The following is a 17191-nucleotide window of genomic DNA, read 5'->3' as shown; positions in this document are numbered from 1 at the left end:
TAAAACAAAAACAAACAATAAAACATAATTAATTTTTAGTAATAATGCAGAATAAAGGACTTATTAAATTTTTCGCAATTCTATTTGCATTGGTAAGTATTTACCAACTTTCTTTCACTTTTGTGGCAAATAATGTCAAAAGTGAAGCTAAAGCCTTTGCAGGAGATAATCCTGATAAGGAATTAAAATATTTAGATTCTATTGGTAAAGAAAAAGTGTTGAACCTTGGTTTTTCGGATTTTACTTATAATGAAGTAAAAAACAAACAACTTAATAAAGGTCTTGACTTAGAAGGAGGAATCAACGTGATTCTTCAAATTTCTATTAAAGATGTTTTAAAAGGTTTAGCTAACAATTCTAAAAATCCGGTATTTAATAAATCATTAGCTGATGCATCTGCAAATTTAGAAGGAAACAAAACCTATTTAAATAAGTTTTTTGAAGCTTTTGAAGCAAATTCAAACGGAACAGTAAAATTAGCGTCACCTGATATTTTTGCAAACAGAAGTTTACAAGGAGAAGGTGGAATCGATTTTCAAATGTCTGATTCGCAAGTTCAAAAAGTAATTAAAAGAAAAGTTGATGAGTCTGTTGAAAGTGCTTATAAAGTATTAAGAGAGCGTATTGACAAATTTGGTGTTACTCAGCCAAACATTCAAAAATTAGGAGAAACAGGAAGAATCTTAGTAGAGCTTCCAGGTGCGAAGGATGTTGATAGAATTAAAAAATTATTAGGTGGAAAAGCTCAATTAGAGTTTTGGGAAACTTATAAAGTTGAAGAAATTGGAAACTTTTTAGTAGCGTCTAATGAGGCTTTAAAAAAGACTGAAATCAAAAAAACAGAAACTAAAACTGTTGCTAAAGATTCATTGAATGCTTTATTAACTGATGCTAAAGATTCAGTTGAGACTAAAAAAGGAAACAACCCGTTATTTGACAAAATGTTAGGTCAGGGTGGTGGACCGGTTTTAGGTTATTTTGCAACAAAAGATACTGCTGCTGTAAATGCATATTTTAAAAGAGCTGACATTAGAGTTTTATTGGCTGCTGACCAGCATAATGCAAAATTTGTTTGGAGTAAACCAACTACTATAAAAGATGCTAAAGGAAAAGATCTTGAAGCTGTAGAATTATATGCTTTAAAAGGTAACAGAGATAACGTTCCTGCAATGAGCGGTGGTGTTGTTACTGATGCAAAAGATACTTTTGACCAATTAGGAAAACCAGCTGTTTCTATGCAAATGAACAGTCAGGGTGCTAAGGTTTGGGAAGAATTAACAGGTAGAGCTTTCTCTCAAAAAGGATATATTGCTATTGTTTTGGATAACATCGTTTATTCTGCTCCGGGTGTTACTAGTGGACCAATTGCAGGTGGAAGATCTGAAATTACAGGTTCTTTTGATGTTGCTGAAACTAAAGATTTAGCTAACGTATTAAATGCAGGTAAATTACCGGCTTCTGCAGATATTGTTCAGTCTACTGTTGTTGGACCATCTTTAGGTCAGGCTGCAATTGATGCGGGTACAATTTCATCTGTATTAGGATTTTTATTAGTTTGTTTATGGATGGTATTCTATTATGGTAAAGCAGGTTGGTATGCTAATCTTGCCTTATTATTGAACTTACTTTTCTTATTTGGAATTATGGCAAGTTTTGGTTTTGTATTAACATTACCAGGTATTGCAGGTATCGTACTTACATTAGGTACAGCCGTTGATGCGAATATTATTATATTTGAAAGAGCAAAAGAAGAATTGCGTGAAGGAAAATCTTTAGCTGAAGCAGTTACTGAATCATACGGATGGCACGGAGCAATGCGTTCTATTATTGATGCGAACGTAACTCACGTTTTAACCGGAGCTATCTTGTTTATCTTTGGTACAGGACCAATTAAAGGTTTTGCTTTAACTTTACTTATTGGTATCGTAACGTCAATGTTTACATCAATTTTTATCGCTAGAATTTTTATCGACAGAAATATTGCTGGAAAAGCTGATTTAACTTTCTCTACAAACATTACTAAAAACTGGTTTACTAATTTCCACTTTGACTTTATTAAAATCAAAAAATTCACTTATATCTTCTCTTCTATTGTAGTTGTAGTAAGTTTAACTTCTATTTTCTTCGTTAACGGATTAGATGAAGGTGTTGATTTTGTTGGAGGAAGAACTTTCCAGGTTAAATTTGAAAAACCAATTGATGCTACAACAGTTTCAGATGAATTATCTGCAGCTTTTGGAACTCCGGTTGAGGCTAAAATTTTAGGTGATGATGATCAGTTAAAAATCACTACAAAATATAAAATTAAAGAAGATGGTGTTGCTATCGATGAAGAAGTGAATCAAAAATTATACGCTGCATTGCAGAAGTATTATCCAAACACTACTTACGATAAATTCATCAACTCATTTGATGGTAAAAAAATCGGTGTATTGCAAGCTTCTAAAGTTGGAGCTTCTATCTCTGAGGATATCAAAACTAACTCGTACTGGGCGGTTCTTGGTGCAATGGCGGCTATTTTCTTATACTTAATGGTTTCTTTCCGTAAATGGCAATATTCATTAGGAGCGATTGCAGCTGTAGCGCATGACGTTATCTTTGTATTAGGAATCTACTCTTTATGTTATAAATTCATGCCTTTCCATATGGAAATGGATCAGCACTTTATCGCTGCAATCCTTACTGTTATTGGTTATTCTATGAATGATACCGTAATTGTATTTGACAGGGTTAGAGAATTTATTATCGGAAACCGTAAAGGTACTTTCGAAGATATCGTAAATGCTTCTATTAATACTACTTTATCAAGAACGTTGAATACGTCGTTAATGATGATCATTGTATTGTTGACAATGTTTATCTTTGGTGGAGAATCTATCAGAGGATTTATCTTCGCGATGTTAGTAGGTATTGTTGTAGGAACTTACTCTTCATTATTTATCGCTACACCAGTATTGGTAGACACGATTTCAAGTGACGAGAAGCACACAATCGAAGAAAAACACAAACAGGCATAATTAATTGCAAGTTTATATATAAAAAAAAGATCCAGTGAAAGCTGGATCTTTTTTTTGTGCCATTTCTCAATATTAATCCACTAAAGTTTAAATATATTTGAGGATACAAAACCTTTTGATTTATAGGAAGGAAAGCAAATTGAAAAGATGCTCTGTTTATACTTTAAGAAGTTACCGAATGAATGATAATGGATAATAGATATGGAACCAAAACCAATCACACAGCTTTTTGTTTTAGTAGATGTTCTTATTGTCAGGAGTTTTGGCAAAAGTAAATCAATTGAGGTTTGATATTGGCCTAGTTATTAGCATGTTTTTAATGCAGGATTAGAAGATGTAAATATCAGTAATAATACACGAAATGTTGAATTAGGAACTTCTATTGCTTATAAAGAAAAAAGCCCAATACTTTTTAAGGTATTGGGCTTTTTTATATTTTGAACAGTGTTTCTTAAGATTCTGCTAAAGGGTTTCTCTGTGATCTAATGACAAAGAATAGTCCGATAATGATAAAAGGGATACTTAGCCATTGTCCTGTTGAGAAAATGCCTAATTCGTTCTCAAAACCGCCTTGACTTTCTTTTACAAATTCTACTATAAAACGTACTACAAATAGAAGAACAAGAAATGATCCAAATAATAATCCTGATTTAAGCCTTGCATTTGTTTTCCAGTACATGAAGAAAAGAATTGCAAAAACAAAAATATAAGCAATGCCTTCGTATAATTGTGTTGGATGTTTTGCAGGAACCTGAGCTAATAAATCGGCAAATTTAGGATCTGTTGCAATTGCTGTGTAAGCTGCTTTTGGATCTGCAATTTGTGTTGCATTTACAGCTTCAGATTTACTAAACTGATCGTGTAAAAAACGAATACCAAATGCTGAATCTGTTTCTTTTCCTATAATTTCTGAATTAAAAAAGTTTCCTAAACGAACAAAAATTGCACCGCTCGCAACCGGAATTACAACACGGTCCAAAATCCATAGTAAAGGACGTTTTAAGATCATTTTGCTGTAATAATACATCGCAACAATAATGGCAATTGCAGCACCGTGACTGGCTAATCCCTGAAAACCTGTAAATTCGAATTTTGGTTCAAATCTGACCGGTAAGAAGATTTCAAGTAAATGATTTCTAAAATATTCCCAATCATAAAATAAAACATGTCCTAAACGGGCTCCTATTAAAGTTGCTAAAACAGTCCAGACAAATAAAGAGTCCAGTTTATCAATAGATTCATTTTCGCGTTCAAAAATCTTTTTCATTATGAACCAGCCTAACCCAAAAGCGATTACGAACATTAAACTGTAGTAACGAATCATGAAAAATCCTAAATCGATTCCTTCAGAAGGATTCCAAATGATATTTAAGGAGTGTGTCATATATTAAATTTGTTTGTTTTGTATTTGTAAAAATAAATATTAAAAGTACAGTTGCTCTTTATAAAAAGTTAATGTTTATGTGAACATTTCTTTTCGGGAACGGGATCGTAACCGGTTCTTCCCCATGGATTGCAGCTTAAGATTCGTTTTATTCCTAAATATCCTCCATAAAATAATCCATGAGTCTGTAACGCCTGAATCATGTATGTTGAACATGTTGGTTCAAACCTGCAGCTTGCCGGTGTAAAAGGCGAAATTGCTGTTTGATAAAAGCGAACTAATAAAACAAATGGAGTAGTTACTTTCATGATTTATTAGAAAATGAATTGATTATATAGAAAAGCTTGTGCCTTCTTTACCGTCTTTTAGCTGAATGCCCAAAGCAATCAACTGATCACGGATCTGGTCAGAAAGAGCAAAGTTTTTATCGGCTCTGGCTTGATTTCTCATTCCAATCAGCATGTTGACAACGCCTTCTAATTTATCATTATTTGCGTCGGCAGCTTTGTCATCATTCAAACCTAAAACATCAAATACAAAAGCATTAACTGCTGCTGTAAATAAAGCTAAATCCTCAGCAGAAATAGTTTCTTTTCCTTCTTTCAATAAATTGATGTAACGAACAGCCTCGAATAGTTGCGCGATTAAAATTGGAGTATTAAAATCATCATTCATGGCGTCGTAGCACAATTGTTTCCATGAAGCAATATCAATAGAACTAGTTGTACTTACTGAAATAGTTGGCAGTGCATCAACAGCCTCCATTAATCTTTTATATCCTTTTTCGGCGGCAACAATTGCATCATCAGAAAAATCCAGAATACTTCTGTAGTGTGCCTGTAGCATAAAAAATCGAGTCACAGACGCAGAGAAAGCTTTGCTTAAAATAGTATTGTCTCCGCTTAAAATTTCGCCTGGTAAAATATTATTTCCAGTCGATTTTGCCATTTTTTTTCCGTTAAGGGTAAGCATATTGGCGTGCATCCAGTAATTTACCGGAGATTGGCCAGTACAAGCTTCATTTTGAGCAATTTCACACTCGTGGTGTGGGAATTTTAAATCCATTCCACCTCCGTGAATGTCAAAATGATTGCCCAGATATTTGGTACTCATTGCAGTACATTCAAGATGCCAACCCGGGAAACCGTCACTCCAAGGCGATGGCCATCTCATGATATGTTCCGGTTCTGCCTTTTTCCAAAGAGCAAAATCCTGTGGGTTTCTTTTGTCAGACTGGCCATCAAGATCACGGGTATTAGCTAGCATATCTTCGATATTTCGGCCGCTTAAAACTCCGTAATTGTTGGTTTCATTATATTTTACAACATCAAAATAAACAGATCCATTGGCTTCATAACCAATTCCGGTATCGATAATTTTTTTGATGATTTCTATTTGTTCAATAATATGACCTGTGGCTGTTGGCTCGATACTTGGCGGCAAAAAGTTGAAAGACTTCAGAATATCATGAAAATCTACCGTATAGCGTTGAACTACTTCCATTGGTTCTAATTGCTCTAAACGGGCTTTTTTAGCGATTTTATCTTCACCTTCATCAACATCATCAACAATATGTCCTACATCAGTAATATTTCGAACATAGCGAACCTTATAATCAAGATGTAAAAAATACCTGAATATAACGTCAAAAGACATAAAAGTCCTAACATTTCCTAAGTGTACATTGCTATAAACCGTAGGTCCGCAAACATACATTCCAACATTTCCCTCATGAATAGGATTGAAATTTTCTTTTTCACCAGATAGTGAATTGTATATTTTTAGATGTTGATTTGTATATAATGGCATTGTATAAATGTTTGTTGATGTTTTAGGAGCTAATCCTGCTATCCGCTATATCTTTTATGGTGAACCCCACCATAAAAGGATGTCGCTGCTATCAGGGCTAGACCATAAATATAATAGAAATATCGTATAAAACTAGAACTGAGTGTCTAATTTAATATAATCTAAAAATTCTCGTTTTGTTTGAGGATCTTTGAATTTACCACCAAATTCAGATGTTACTGTGCTGCTTTCGATATCTTTAATTCCTCTTGAATTTACACATAAGTGTTTGGCATCAATCACGCAGGCAACATCTTCAGTACCTAATGCTTTTTGCAATTCCTGAACAATTTGCATGGTCAAACGCTCCTGAACCTGAGGTCTTTTAGCATAATATTCTACAATTCGGTTCATTTTTGATAAACCAATAACTCTTCCGCTGGAAATGTAAGCAACATGTGCACGTCCTATAATTGGTAATAAATGGTGTTCGCAGGTAGAATAAACGGTAATGTTTTTCTCGACTAACATTTCACCGTATTTGTAATTATTGTCAAAAGTGGAAGCTTTTGGTTGCTTTGAAGGATTAAGACCACCAAAAATCTCCTTTACAAACATTTTAGCTACTCGGTTAGGAGTACCTTTTATGCTGTCATCTGTTAAATCCATTCCTAAAGTCTGTAGGATGTTTTCAACATCTTTTTTTATTCTTTCTATTTTTTCATCATCACTTAAGTCAAATGCGTCCTGTCTTACAGGGTTTTGAGCGTTGCTGCTAAAATGATTGTCTCCTGTTTCGTCTAAAAAATCTTCGTTATTTATCATTAAAAACTACTATTAGTATGGGTATATCTTTTTAAGGCGGTAAAGATAATTAATAAAAAGCAAACCTTTTCTATCGTTTTTACTATTTAATTGATGGTTTTTGGATATAATTTAAATTAAATCCAAAATGCTGTTTTTTTTAAATACAAAAGACAATAACATAGGCTGTTATTGTCTTTTGAGAGTATTATTTTGTAGTGCTTATTTTTTGTTGTAGACCAGCAGCGCTTCTTTTAAAATATTTACAGCAGTCACTAAATCTTTTTTATTCAGCACATAAGCAATTCTTACCTGATTAAGTCCCATTCCGGGAGTCGAATAAAATCCTGCAGCAGGAGCAACCATGACAGTTTCACCATTAAGATCGTAGCTTTCAAGAAGCCATTGTGCAAAATTATCAGCATTATCTATTGGCAATTGTGCAATGCAATAAAAAGCGCCTTTTGGTTTAGTAACAATTACGCCTTCGATTTTATTTAATTCTGTAATCAGGGTATCCCGACGGCCTTTATATTCTGAAATTACTTCATCAAAATAACTTTGTGGCGTATCTATTGCGGCTTCACAGGCAATTTGCTCAATTGTAGGAGGACTTAAACGTGCCTGGGCAAACTTCATTACCGTAGATAAAACATCCTTATTTTTAGTTACCAGACATCCAATTCTTGCCCCACACATACTGTAGCGTTTTGAAACAGAATCGACCATAATCACATTTTGCTGTACGTCTTCAAGATTCATTACAGAATAATGAACATCATCACCATCATATAAAAATTCACGATATACTTCGTCAGCGATTAAATACAAATCATGTTTTTTTATTAAAACTGCCAGTTGCTTAATCTCAGATTCTGAATATAAGTAACCTGTAGGATTACCTGGATTACATATTAATATTGCTTTTGTTTTTGGTGTAATCAATTTTTCAACATCTTCAATACTTGGCAATGCAAACCCAGTTTCGATCGTCGAAATCACGGGAATTACTGCTGCGCTCGTAGAGGAGGCAAATGCATGATAATTAGCATAAAAAGGTTCCGGAATAATAATTTCATCTCCCGGATCTGTAATTGTGGCTAATGCAAACAATAAGGCTTCAGAGCCACCAGTAGTAATAATGATGTCTTCTGAATTAACATTTACGTTTTGACGTTGGTAAAATTTAGCTAATTTTTTTCTATAACTTTCATATCCGGCAGACGGACTGTATTCGATAAGAGTTAAATCAATATTTTTTACCGCCTCGATGGCCACTTCGGGTGTCTTGATATCCGGTTGACCAATGTTTAAATGATACACTTTTTTTCCTTTTTGTTTTGCTGAATCTGCAAAAGGAGCAAGTTTACGTATCGGTGATTCGGGCATGTTTCTGCCTTTGTGTGAAATTGTTGGCATGAGTTTAATTATTGAAGTGCAAATTTGCATTTTTTTTTCGAATTTAACGTAAACATTACAGGTACTTATTAAAATGTAACAATTATCAATATTTTTAGTAATTTTATCATAAAATATTATCAATGAAAAAATATTTCATGTTGTTTTTTGGGCTTTTGGCATCTTTGCCAGTCATGTCCCAGGTAGATTTTTTAATCGAAAACCACAGTAAGAAAGTTACCATTCCTTTTAAATTGATAAACAACCTTGTTTTTATTCCTATTAAAGTAAACGGTATTGAACTTAACTTCTTGCTGGATTCCGGTGTCGAGGAAACCATCTTGTTTAGTATGGAAGATAAACAGGAAGTTAGTTTTAAGAATGTAGAAAAAATAAAACTAAAAGGTTTAGGAAGCGAAGAAGAAATCGAAGGTCTTAAATCAGCAAACAACATTTTAGAAACACATGGCTTAAAATCAAATAGTCAATTGGTTTATATTATTTTAGATCAGAGTTTTAATTTGTCATCTCATATTGGTATTCCTGTTAATGGTATTATCGGGTACAAATTTTTTAGAAACAATATTGTCGAAATCAATTATCAGAAAAAAAGACTTGTCGTTCATGCCAACAATGAAGAAACCCGTAAAAGGCTCCAGAAAAAGTTTAAAACAATACCAATAACCATAGAAAGATCCAAACCTTATATTTATACAACAGCGATTGTAGATACTACGAAGATACCGGCAAAACTACTTATTGATGTTGGTAATAGTGATGCTTTCTGGATTTTTGAAAATGATAAAATTAAATTGCCTAAAAAGAATTTTCCTGACTTTTTAGGTAAAGGTTTTAGTGGAGATATTGAAGGACATCGTGCTAAAATAGATAATTTTTTAATTGATGATTTTAACTTTAAAAAGCCAATTGTTTCTTTTCCGGATTCAAGTTCCATAAAAAATGTAAAAATGGTTCCGGATCGAATAGGTTCTGTAGGCGGAGAAGTTTTAAAACGATTTACTGTAGTTTTAGATTATGCAGATAAGAAGTTATATCTTAAAAAAAACAATAAATTTTCAGATCCTTTCAGTTATAATAAAAGCGGAATCACGATTCAGCATAACGGACTTCAATGGGTTCAGGAAACTGTTCATCTGGAAACCGTAAAAGTGGCGACTTCTATAGAAGAATCCGGATATAATGAGAAAAGGGATGGAAATTTCAGATATAAATTTTCACTAAAACCTATTTATGAAATTGTAAATATTCGTAAAAATTCAGCTGCTGAAAAATGCGGATTACAAAAAGGGGATATTATCGTAAGTATAAATAACAATGTTCCTTATAAATATTCTTTGCAGCAAATAAACGCCCTTTTAAAATCTGAAGAAGATATTTGGATTAACCTGGAAGTTGAACGAAATAGCTTGATTTTAAAATTTAGATTTAAGCTTGAGGATGAGTTATAAAATGCTCAATTAGAATTGTTTAAAAATTGAAATGTAATAATGAAATATTACTGTTCATTTTTGTATTTTAGTAAATTTTGTGAAAATTTAGCTATTAAATGATGTTTTTTGTTTAATGAACGTTATTATTTTATTATGTTTATAAAAAAATAACCCCATATGGCTAAAAACTACATTAATTTCTTACAATTTGTATTGTTTTTTATTTTTTTATCGGTTTTACCTTCACAAATGGCTGCACAATGTGCGGGAAATGATGGAATCAAAGTAATTTGTGATATTGAAAATTCTGCAAATCAAACGATATCATTGTTTTCTTTATTAGGTGGTACACCAACACCCGGAGGAACATGGTCTGATGATAATAAATCGAGAGGATTAGATGTTTCTACCGGAATTTTAAACGGACATCTTATTCGTAGTGGCGGAACTTATCAATATACTTATACCGCTCCTGCAGTTGCCGGATGTACAGATAATAAATCTACCGTTACCCTTACAATAGGAGCATATCCGGGAGTTCCTGCTCCATTTGCCACAGTATGTAGTTCTGAAAATACTTTTAATCTATTTACAGCATTTAACAGTACCGTAATGGGACCGCATTCAAACGGGAGCTGGAAGAATAGTTCAGGAGGATCTGTAGATGCAGTAATTCCAATTACAGGTATGCAGGGATCATTTGATTTTACGTATACAGTACCTGCAGTACCAGCTTGTGAAACAATACCTCCATCTGTAACTGTAACCGTAACGATTTTTAAAGCACCGGAACCCGGAATAGCCACTGATTTAATCTTATGCGGAAGTACGGATTTAGGCGCTTATACCAATTTAGATCTGCATAGTTTACTTTCAGGAGAAGATATGGGAGGCGAGTGGAATGGTATAGGATTAACTTCATTAACAGATAATAATGTAAATCTTCAGGAAGTGTTTGATAATAATGGACCCGGAGATTATATTTATACCTATACAGTCCGATCTTTTCCTGACAATAGAATTTGTCCGGATCAAACTGTACCTATAACAATTACGCTCGAAAAAAGACTTGATTTTACGGGTGCAAGAATCATAGTTTCTTCGGATATTTGCGAAGATAAAATTCCTACCGCCACATATTCAGCTACCATTACCCAGGGACCTGAAGCGATTCCTGACGGAGAATATAAAGTGACATTTAGCGTATCCGGACCCAATGGAGGATCAGAAACTGTCACAGCAAATTTTGTAAACGGTGTAATTGGTTTTCCTGTCAGTTCTTCTTATTTTAGACAAGTAGGTACTTATATAGTAAATGTTACGGGGATTGCTGCAACGACCGGTAAGCAAGCTTGTGTAAATATTATTAATAATTTATCTGATGATTTAATAATTAATCCGTTGCCTCATTTAGATGGCGCTGTATTGACCGCGCAAACGGTGTGTCAGAATAAAAGTTCAAGAGTTCAAATTTCAAATGCATCTCAATTAGCAAATGGTAATTATGACATTGTTTATAATGTAACAGGCGATAATTTTGCCACAGGACAAACAGCTAATATTCAGGTTACAGGAGGTAATTCAAGTTTTGTTATTCCGGCAAGTATCAATAGAAATAGCGGTGCTGCCACAATAACCATTGTTAAAATCTCCAATACGGCTACAGGTTGTTCTAATGTTGCGAATGCTCAGGGTAATTTAATTATTAATCCTTTGCCAAATGCAGCAACTGTAACTATTCAGGTAAATAATTTTTGTGTTAATGATCCGGTTTCTGCTGCTGTTTCAGGATTAGGAAATTTAACAGATGCAACACTTTCGTACACACTTTCAGACAGTAATTCTTCTACAATACAAACCGTTAATTTAGCGGTTACAAACGGAAATGCCAGTTTTGTAATTCCTGCAGGTTTATTAGTAAATACCGGTTCTACAACTATTAAGGCTAGTAATTTGATAAACAATACCACTACTTGTGACGTTAATTTAACGAATGTTTTTGATACCTTTTTTATAAATCCTATTCCGGCAGCGCCACTTGCAGGTGATCAGGAGTTTTGTAAAGTCGAGCGGGCATCTGTAGCGAACTTAGTTCCGCGTGGTTCTCAATATAAATGGTACAATTCTGCAACATCTACAACAGCTCTCGCAGATACATATATTTTAAAGACCGAAAATTTGTATGTAAGAGAAACGTCTTCTTCAAATTGTACATCTGACCCCACAATGATTTCGGTTTTAGTAAACGATACACCGGCTCCAACTTTAAATCAGGATGGACAAAATTTTTGCGGTTTGGCAAATCCTACAATTGCTGATTTATCAAATTCAACCAATGTACCTTCAACGGTTGCCTGGTACGATGCTGAAAACAACGGAAATTTATTGGCTTCGACATCTTTACTGGTCCATAATGCTACTTATTACGGATTTGATCTTTCGACTGTAACAGATTGTATTTCTGATACTAATCTGGAAGTTAAAGTTTCATTGATTGATTGTGATGTTTCGCAATACGCATTTTTTATTCCTGACGGATTTTCACCAAATGGCGACAATGTAAATGATACTTTCAGAATTCCTGATATTGAATATTTATACCCGGATTATACAATTGAAATTTTCAACAGATATGGAAATGTAATGTTTAAAGGAAATGCAAATAAACCCAACTGGGACGGAAGAAATTCTGAATCAGCAGGTTTTGGAGACGCAATGGCGCCAAATGGAGTCTATTTTTATATTGTCAATTTTAATAAAGACAATAGAAAAGCGCAACAAGGACGACTTTACCTAAACAGATAATTCCTTTTTATATTATTTAATATAATTTTCAAATGAAAAAAATAATACTTTTTATATCTTTTCTCTTCTATATAACATCAGCCTCAGCGCAACAAGATCCGGAATACACGCATTATATGTACAATATGAGTGTTGTAAATCCGGCGTATGCAACCGGAGTTCCGGCTATGTTAAATCTTGGTGGATTGTACAGAACGCAATGGGTTGGGGCAGTAGGTGCACCTAAAACATTTACTTTTTTTGGACATACTGCCGTGACTGATAAAGTCGAAGTAGGGCTCTCATTAGTTTCTGATGATATTGGTGATGGCGCTAAAAAAGAAAATAACTTCTACGCTGATTTTGCCTACGTTTTGAATCTTGGAGGAAAAAACAAACTTTCGTTAGGTTTAAAAGCGGGGTTTACTTCATTGCAGACCAATTTTAACGGTTTTGTTTTTGAAAGCGGTAATACCAGTACAGATTTGGCTTTCGCCGAAAATATAAATGTAACCAAACCAAATATTGGAGTAGGAGCCTATTATTTTAGAGATAATTTCTATGTAGGGTTATCAGCTCCAAATTTATTGAGTTCGAAGCATATCGAAGAAAAATCAGGTATTAATGCTTACGGATCAGAGAATATCCACACTTTTTTAACAGCCGGATATGTTTTTCAGATCAATGATATGGTCAAGTTAAAACCTGCATTTATGTCAAAATATGTGAGCGGAGCACCAATTTCTGTAGACCTTACAACAAATATTTTGTATAACAATAAATTTGAACTTGGTGCTGCATACAGAATAAATGATGCTGTGAGTGCTTTAATGAATATAAGCGTCACGCCATCTCTTAGAGTAGGTTATGCTTATGATCATACACTTTCGAATATGGGTCAGTTTAATTCCGGAACACATGAAATTATGCTGCTTTTTAATTTGGATTTATTAGGAAAAGGATATGATAAATCACCAAGATTCTTCTAAAATGAAAAATATGAAAAAACTACTCGTTATTATATTCGTATTTTCAATACAGTTTATAAATGCCCAGGATTTAGAATTGGCGAGAGCCAAACGATTTTTTAATAAAACATATTATAGTGAAGCAATCATTCTTTATGAAAAGTTAGCCGAAAAAAAACCTTCGCAGGAAGTAATAAAAAATCTGGCAGACTCTTATTTCTACACTAATGATTTGATAAAAGCACAACGTTATTACAGGCTTTTGATTCAGAATTATAGTAATGATCTAGATCGAAATTATTATTACAGATATGCACAAACTTTAAAAGCAAGTAATAGTTATGAAGATGCCAATGCTGCTTTAAAAGAATATTATGCAAAATCTTCGAATGCAGATGATGTTGCCAATTTTGAAAACAATATCAAAACCCTGGAAAATGTATCAGCAATCGGGCAGCGATTTGATATTAAAAATCTGGCGATAAACACGCCTAATTCTGAATTTGGAGCCGTAAAATACAATGACAATTTGGTTTTTGCAGGTGTAAAACTAAAACCGGGATTATTTGACAAAAAGTTCAAATGGGACAATGAGACGTATTTGAACTTAGTCGAAATTCCATTAAAAAATATTAATTCGGCTGATTCTACCGTGCAGTATTTTGCCAAAGAATTAAAAACCGGAATGCATGAATCGAATGCTGTTTTTACAAAAGATGGCAAAACAGTTTATTTTACACGTAATAATTCTAAAAAAGGAACTAAGAAAACAGACGATAAAAAAATCTCGAACCTACAGATTTTTAAAGCAGAGCTGGTTAACGGAAAATGGACAAATATAGTATCACTGCCTTTTAACAGTGCTAATTATTCAGTAGAACATCCGGCATTAAGTGCAGATGAGAAAGTATTATATTTTGCTTCTGATATGCCGGGAACATTCGGTTCTTTTGATATTTATTCTGTAAATATTAATAAAGGAGCTTTTGATACACCAAAAAATTTGGGTCTCATTATTAATACTGATAAAAGAGAACAATTTCCTTTTGTTTCAGGAGATAATAAACTCTATTTTTCTTCAGATGGACATTTAGGATACGGATCTCTTGATGTATTTGTTTCAGAAATTAATGGAAATCAATACTCAAAACCTGTAAATGTTGGTTTGCCATTAAACTCAAATTTAGATGATTTCTCTTTTAATATAGATTCAGCTACCAAAGAAGGTTTTTTTGCATCGAATAGAGAAGGCGGAAAAGGGAGTGACGATATTTATTGGTTTAAAGAAATTAAAGAATTAATTGTAGAAGATTGCAAACAGTTTATCACGGGAATAATTACAGATATTGATACCAAATTAGCATTGGAAAATGCAATTGTAACTTTACAGGATTCAGATCAAAAGACTTTAAATACCGTTACAACAAGTGCAGAGGGGAAATTCAGTTTTACAGTTCCTTGCGAAAGTTCGTTTACCGTTTTAGCATCAAAAGAAAAATATACAAGCGAATCACGATCCTTATCTTCAGGAAAAACAAGAAATGCCAGTAATGATGCGTCAATGGCATTAAAATCTCTCGAAGTTATAAAACAAGAAGAACAGCAAATTGCCGAAACGAAAAAGAAAGAAGAAGAGATTGAGACAACCCGCAAAAAAGAAAGAGAAGCTCTGGCGGTTATTGCCTTAAAAGAAGCGCAGAAAAAAGCGAAAGAAGATCAAATTGTGGCGGCAGAAATCAAGAAAAAAGAAAAAGCAGCCGAAATTGCAGCTACAGAAGTCAGGAAAAATGAAAAAATAAAAAAGATTTTAACGGATGAAAAAGATGTTATAAGAGATAAAGACAGACTTATAATAAAAACAGATCCTATTTATTTTGACTATAATATGTGGTACATCCGTAGAGAATCTAAAGTTGTTTTAGGACGTGTTGTAGAGCTAATGAAAAAATACCCGGATATGGTTATCGAAATTGGATCTCATACAGATTCAAGGGGAAATGCAAAATTTAATGAAGATCTGTCTCAAAAAAGAGCCAATTCGACCAGAGAGTTTGTAATCCAGTCCGGAATTAATGCAAAAAGAGTTCAGGCAAAAGGGTATGGAGAATCAGTACCTATTATAAAATGCAAAACCGATGACGCCTGTTCAGAAGAAGAACACGAATTAAACAGAAGATCAGAATTTGTAATTAAGAATCTATAAACTTCGTTTACGTACAGTAAGTTAACCTAACAGTCCCGATCCCGAAACTTCGGGACGGGATAAAACCTGTTAGGTTTTTTTAATTTTAATTCAGAAGCTTTTTTTTTAGCTTCTTTTTTATTTAACTTTATAAGATAACAATCAATCTAAAAAAATAATAATTATGAGAAATCTGGTTATATCGTGTTTGCTTTTGTCTTTCGTTGGACTCCAAAGCTGTAAAAAGAATGAAGAACAAAAAAAAGTTGTCGATGCAGAAGCTGAAAAACCTGTAAGTACACAATGTTATAAAGCAATTTATGAAAAAGATACTCTCAATCTGACGTTAAATACCTTGAAAAATGGTAAAATTGCCGGAAACATGGTAATGAAAGTCGCCAGTGCAACAGAAAGAACCGGTGATATTACAGGAGAATTTCGTGGAGATACTTTGTTTGTAGATTATACTTTTGTAGAAGTAACAAATAAAAGTAAAACGTTCAAAAATCCAATGGCATTTTTAAAACGAGACAATCAACTTATTTTAGGAAACGGAACGATGCAGACCACAATGGGAGTAACGTATTTGGTAAAAGATAAACCAATTGATTTTGATCGCGTAAAATATAAATTTTCAACTTCGGAGTGTAAATAAAATTTTCAAACCAGACAGTCCCGATCCCGAAACTTCGGGACGGGATAAAACGTGTCTGGTTTAATAAATACGAATAAAAAAAGCCGTTTCTTATTAAGAAACGGCTTTTACTATTTTTAGATTTAATTTTTTTATAAAACTTCCCCTTTAATTTTTAGGGCAACTCTACCATCAGGATAGTTTACAGCATTAGTTTCAACTGTAATTGTTTTACGAATTGGTCCGGCAGTCATGTTGTACTTTACATCAATTTTACCTTTTTTACCAGGCATAACTGCTGCTGCGGGTTTTGTAACTACTATAGAACTTACAGTAGATTCTGCACCAGTTATTAATAGTGGGGCATCTCCGGTATTTGTAAATTCAAAAGAGCGGACTCCATTGTCACTTTTCGAAATTTTTCCATAATCAATCGTATTGTCTTGGGCTGCAAATTCAATTTTTGGGCCATTTTGTGCATAACCTATTGCGCTAAACAATACGACAGCAATAAAAGAGGCTACATTTTTCATTTTGAAATTGTTTTTAAAGTTGTAAGTAAATATACATTCTTTTAATTAACACACAAATTATTAATTCGCTTTTTATAGTGTACTTAATTATTTACTTTTGCTGTCAGTTATAATTACAAAAATTGAACCAAAGTTTTTATGGCTTATTTGTTTAACTGTTTAGCCGGTAAAGTGATTTATAAAATTTGGTAATAAAGAACCATCATAAACAAATCAACGATTAAACAATTTAGCGAGTAACCAAATCA

12 protein-coding genes are annotated in these 17191 nt (G+C 33.4%); 6 read left to right on the top strand and 6 right to left on the bottom strand.

Annotation, left to right across the window (positions count from 1 at the left end; translation table 11 throughout):
• The first annotated feature begins 44 nt into the window (after window positions 1-44).
• The gene (secDF, locus tag RC62_RS21650; RefSeq protein ID WP_055098423.1) at window positions 45-3017 is read left to right on the top strand and encodes a protein translocase subunit SecDF; all 2973 of its coding nucleotides are present in this window, start codon (window positions 45-47) and stop codon (window positions 3015-3017) included.
• 451 nt (window positions 3018-3468) lie between these two features.
• Here the strand turns inward: secDF and lgt are convergent, their stop codons facing one another.
• From lgt to RC62_RS21625, 5 genes are all read right to left on the bottom strand, one after another.
• Window positions 3469-4401 (bottom strand): prolipoprotein diacylglyceryl transferase, encoded by a 933-nt coding sequence (gene lgt, locus RC62_RS21645; protein ID WP_055098422.1) that lies wholly within the window; start codon window positions 4399-4401, stop codon window positions 3469-3471.
• A 68-nt stretch (window positions 4402-4469) separates the two neighbouring features.
• Complete coding sequence (gene yidD, locus RC62_RS21640; RefSeq protein WP_055098421.1) at window positions 4470-4709, bottom strand: membrane protein insertion efficiency factor YidD; 240 nt, start codon at window positions 4707-4709, stop codon at window positions 4470-4472.
• A gap of 22 nt (window positions 4710-4731) precedes the next feature.
• Window positions 4732-6210, bottom strand: a complete 1479-nt coding sequence (gene cysS, locus RC62_RS21635) for a cysteine--tRNA ligase (protein WP_055098420.1) — start codon at window positions 6208-6210, stop codon at window positions 4732-4734.
• A 132-nt stretch (window positions 6211-6342) separates the two neighbouring features.
• Window positions 6343-7014, bottom strand: a complete 672-nt coding sequence (folE, locus tag RC62_RS21630) for a GTP cyclohydrolase I FolE (protein WP_055098419.1) — start codon at window positions 7012-7014, stop codon at window positions 6343-6345.
• A 201-nt stretch (window positions 7015-7215) separates the two neighbouring features.
• On the bottom strand, window positions 7216-8412 hold the full coding sequence (locus RC62_RS21625) for a pyridoxal phosphate-dependent aminotransferase (protein WP_055098418.1): 1197 nt from the start codon (window positions 8410-8412) through the stop codon (window positions 7216-7218).
• A 122-nt stretch (window positions 8413-8534) separates the two neighbouring features.
• Here RC62_RS21625 and RC62_RS21620 point away from each other — a divergent pair, with 122 nt between their 5' ends.
• The 5 genes from RC62_RS21620 (at window position 8535) to RC62_RS21600 (ending at window position 16431) form a co-directional block, all read left to right on the top strand.
• Window positions 8535-9860 carry a PDZ domain-containing protein gene (locus RC62_RS21620; RefSeq protein WP_055098417.1) on the top strand — a complete coding sequence of 442 codons (1326 nt, stop codon included), beginning with the start codon at window positions 8535-8537 and terminating at the stop codon, window positions 9858-9860.
• A gap of 159 nt (window positions 9861-10019) precedes the next feature.
• Window positions 10020-12647 carry a gliding motility-associated C-terminal domain-containing protein gene (locus RC62_RS21615; RefSeq protein ID WP_055098416.1) on the top strand — a complete coding sequence of 876 codons (2628 nt, stop codon included), beginning with the start codon at window positions 10020-10022 and terminating at the stop codon, window positions 12645-12647.
• 32 nt (window positions 12648-12679) lie between these two features.
• On the top strand, window positions 12680-13615 hold the full coding sequence (locus RC62_RS21610; RefSeq protein ID WP_055098415.1) for a type IX secretion system membrane protein PorP/SprF: 936 nt from the start codon (window positions 12680-12682) through the stop codon (window positions 13613-13615).
• Window positions 13616-13625: 10 nt separating this feature from the next.
• Window positions 13626-15797: an OmpA family protein gene (locus RC62_RS21605; protein WP_055098613.1), complete on the top strand. Its 2172-nt coding sequence runs from the start codon at window positions 13626-13628 to the stop codon at window positions 15795-15797.
• Between the two features lie 163 nt (window positions 15798-15960).
• Entirely contained in the window at window positions 15961-16431 is a 471-nt protein-coding gene (locus RC62_RS21600) for a hypothetical protein (protein ID WP_055098414.1), read from the top strand.
• A gap of 131 nt (window positions 16432-16562) precedes the next feature.
• Here the strand turns inward: RC62_RS21600 and RC62_RS21595 are convergent, their stop codons facing one another.
• A complete protein-coding gene (locus RC62_RS21595) occupies window positions 16563-16943 on the bottom strand; it encodes a DUF1573 domain-containing protein (RefSeq protein ID WP_055098413.1) in 381 nt (126 codons plus the stop codon).
• Window positions 16944-17191 lie beyond the last annotated feature (248 nt).

Origin of the sequence: Flavobacterium aquidurense (assembly GCF_001404985.1) — a bacterium.
Classification (GTDB): domain Bacteria; phylum Bacteroidota; class Bacteroidia; order Flavobacteriales; family Flavobacteriaceae; genus Flavobacterium; species Flavobacterium aquidurense_B.
Note: the sequence above shows the minus strand (reverse complement) of the source record. Positions and strands in the feature narration are given on the sequence as shown.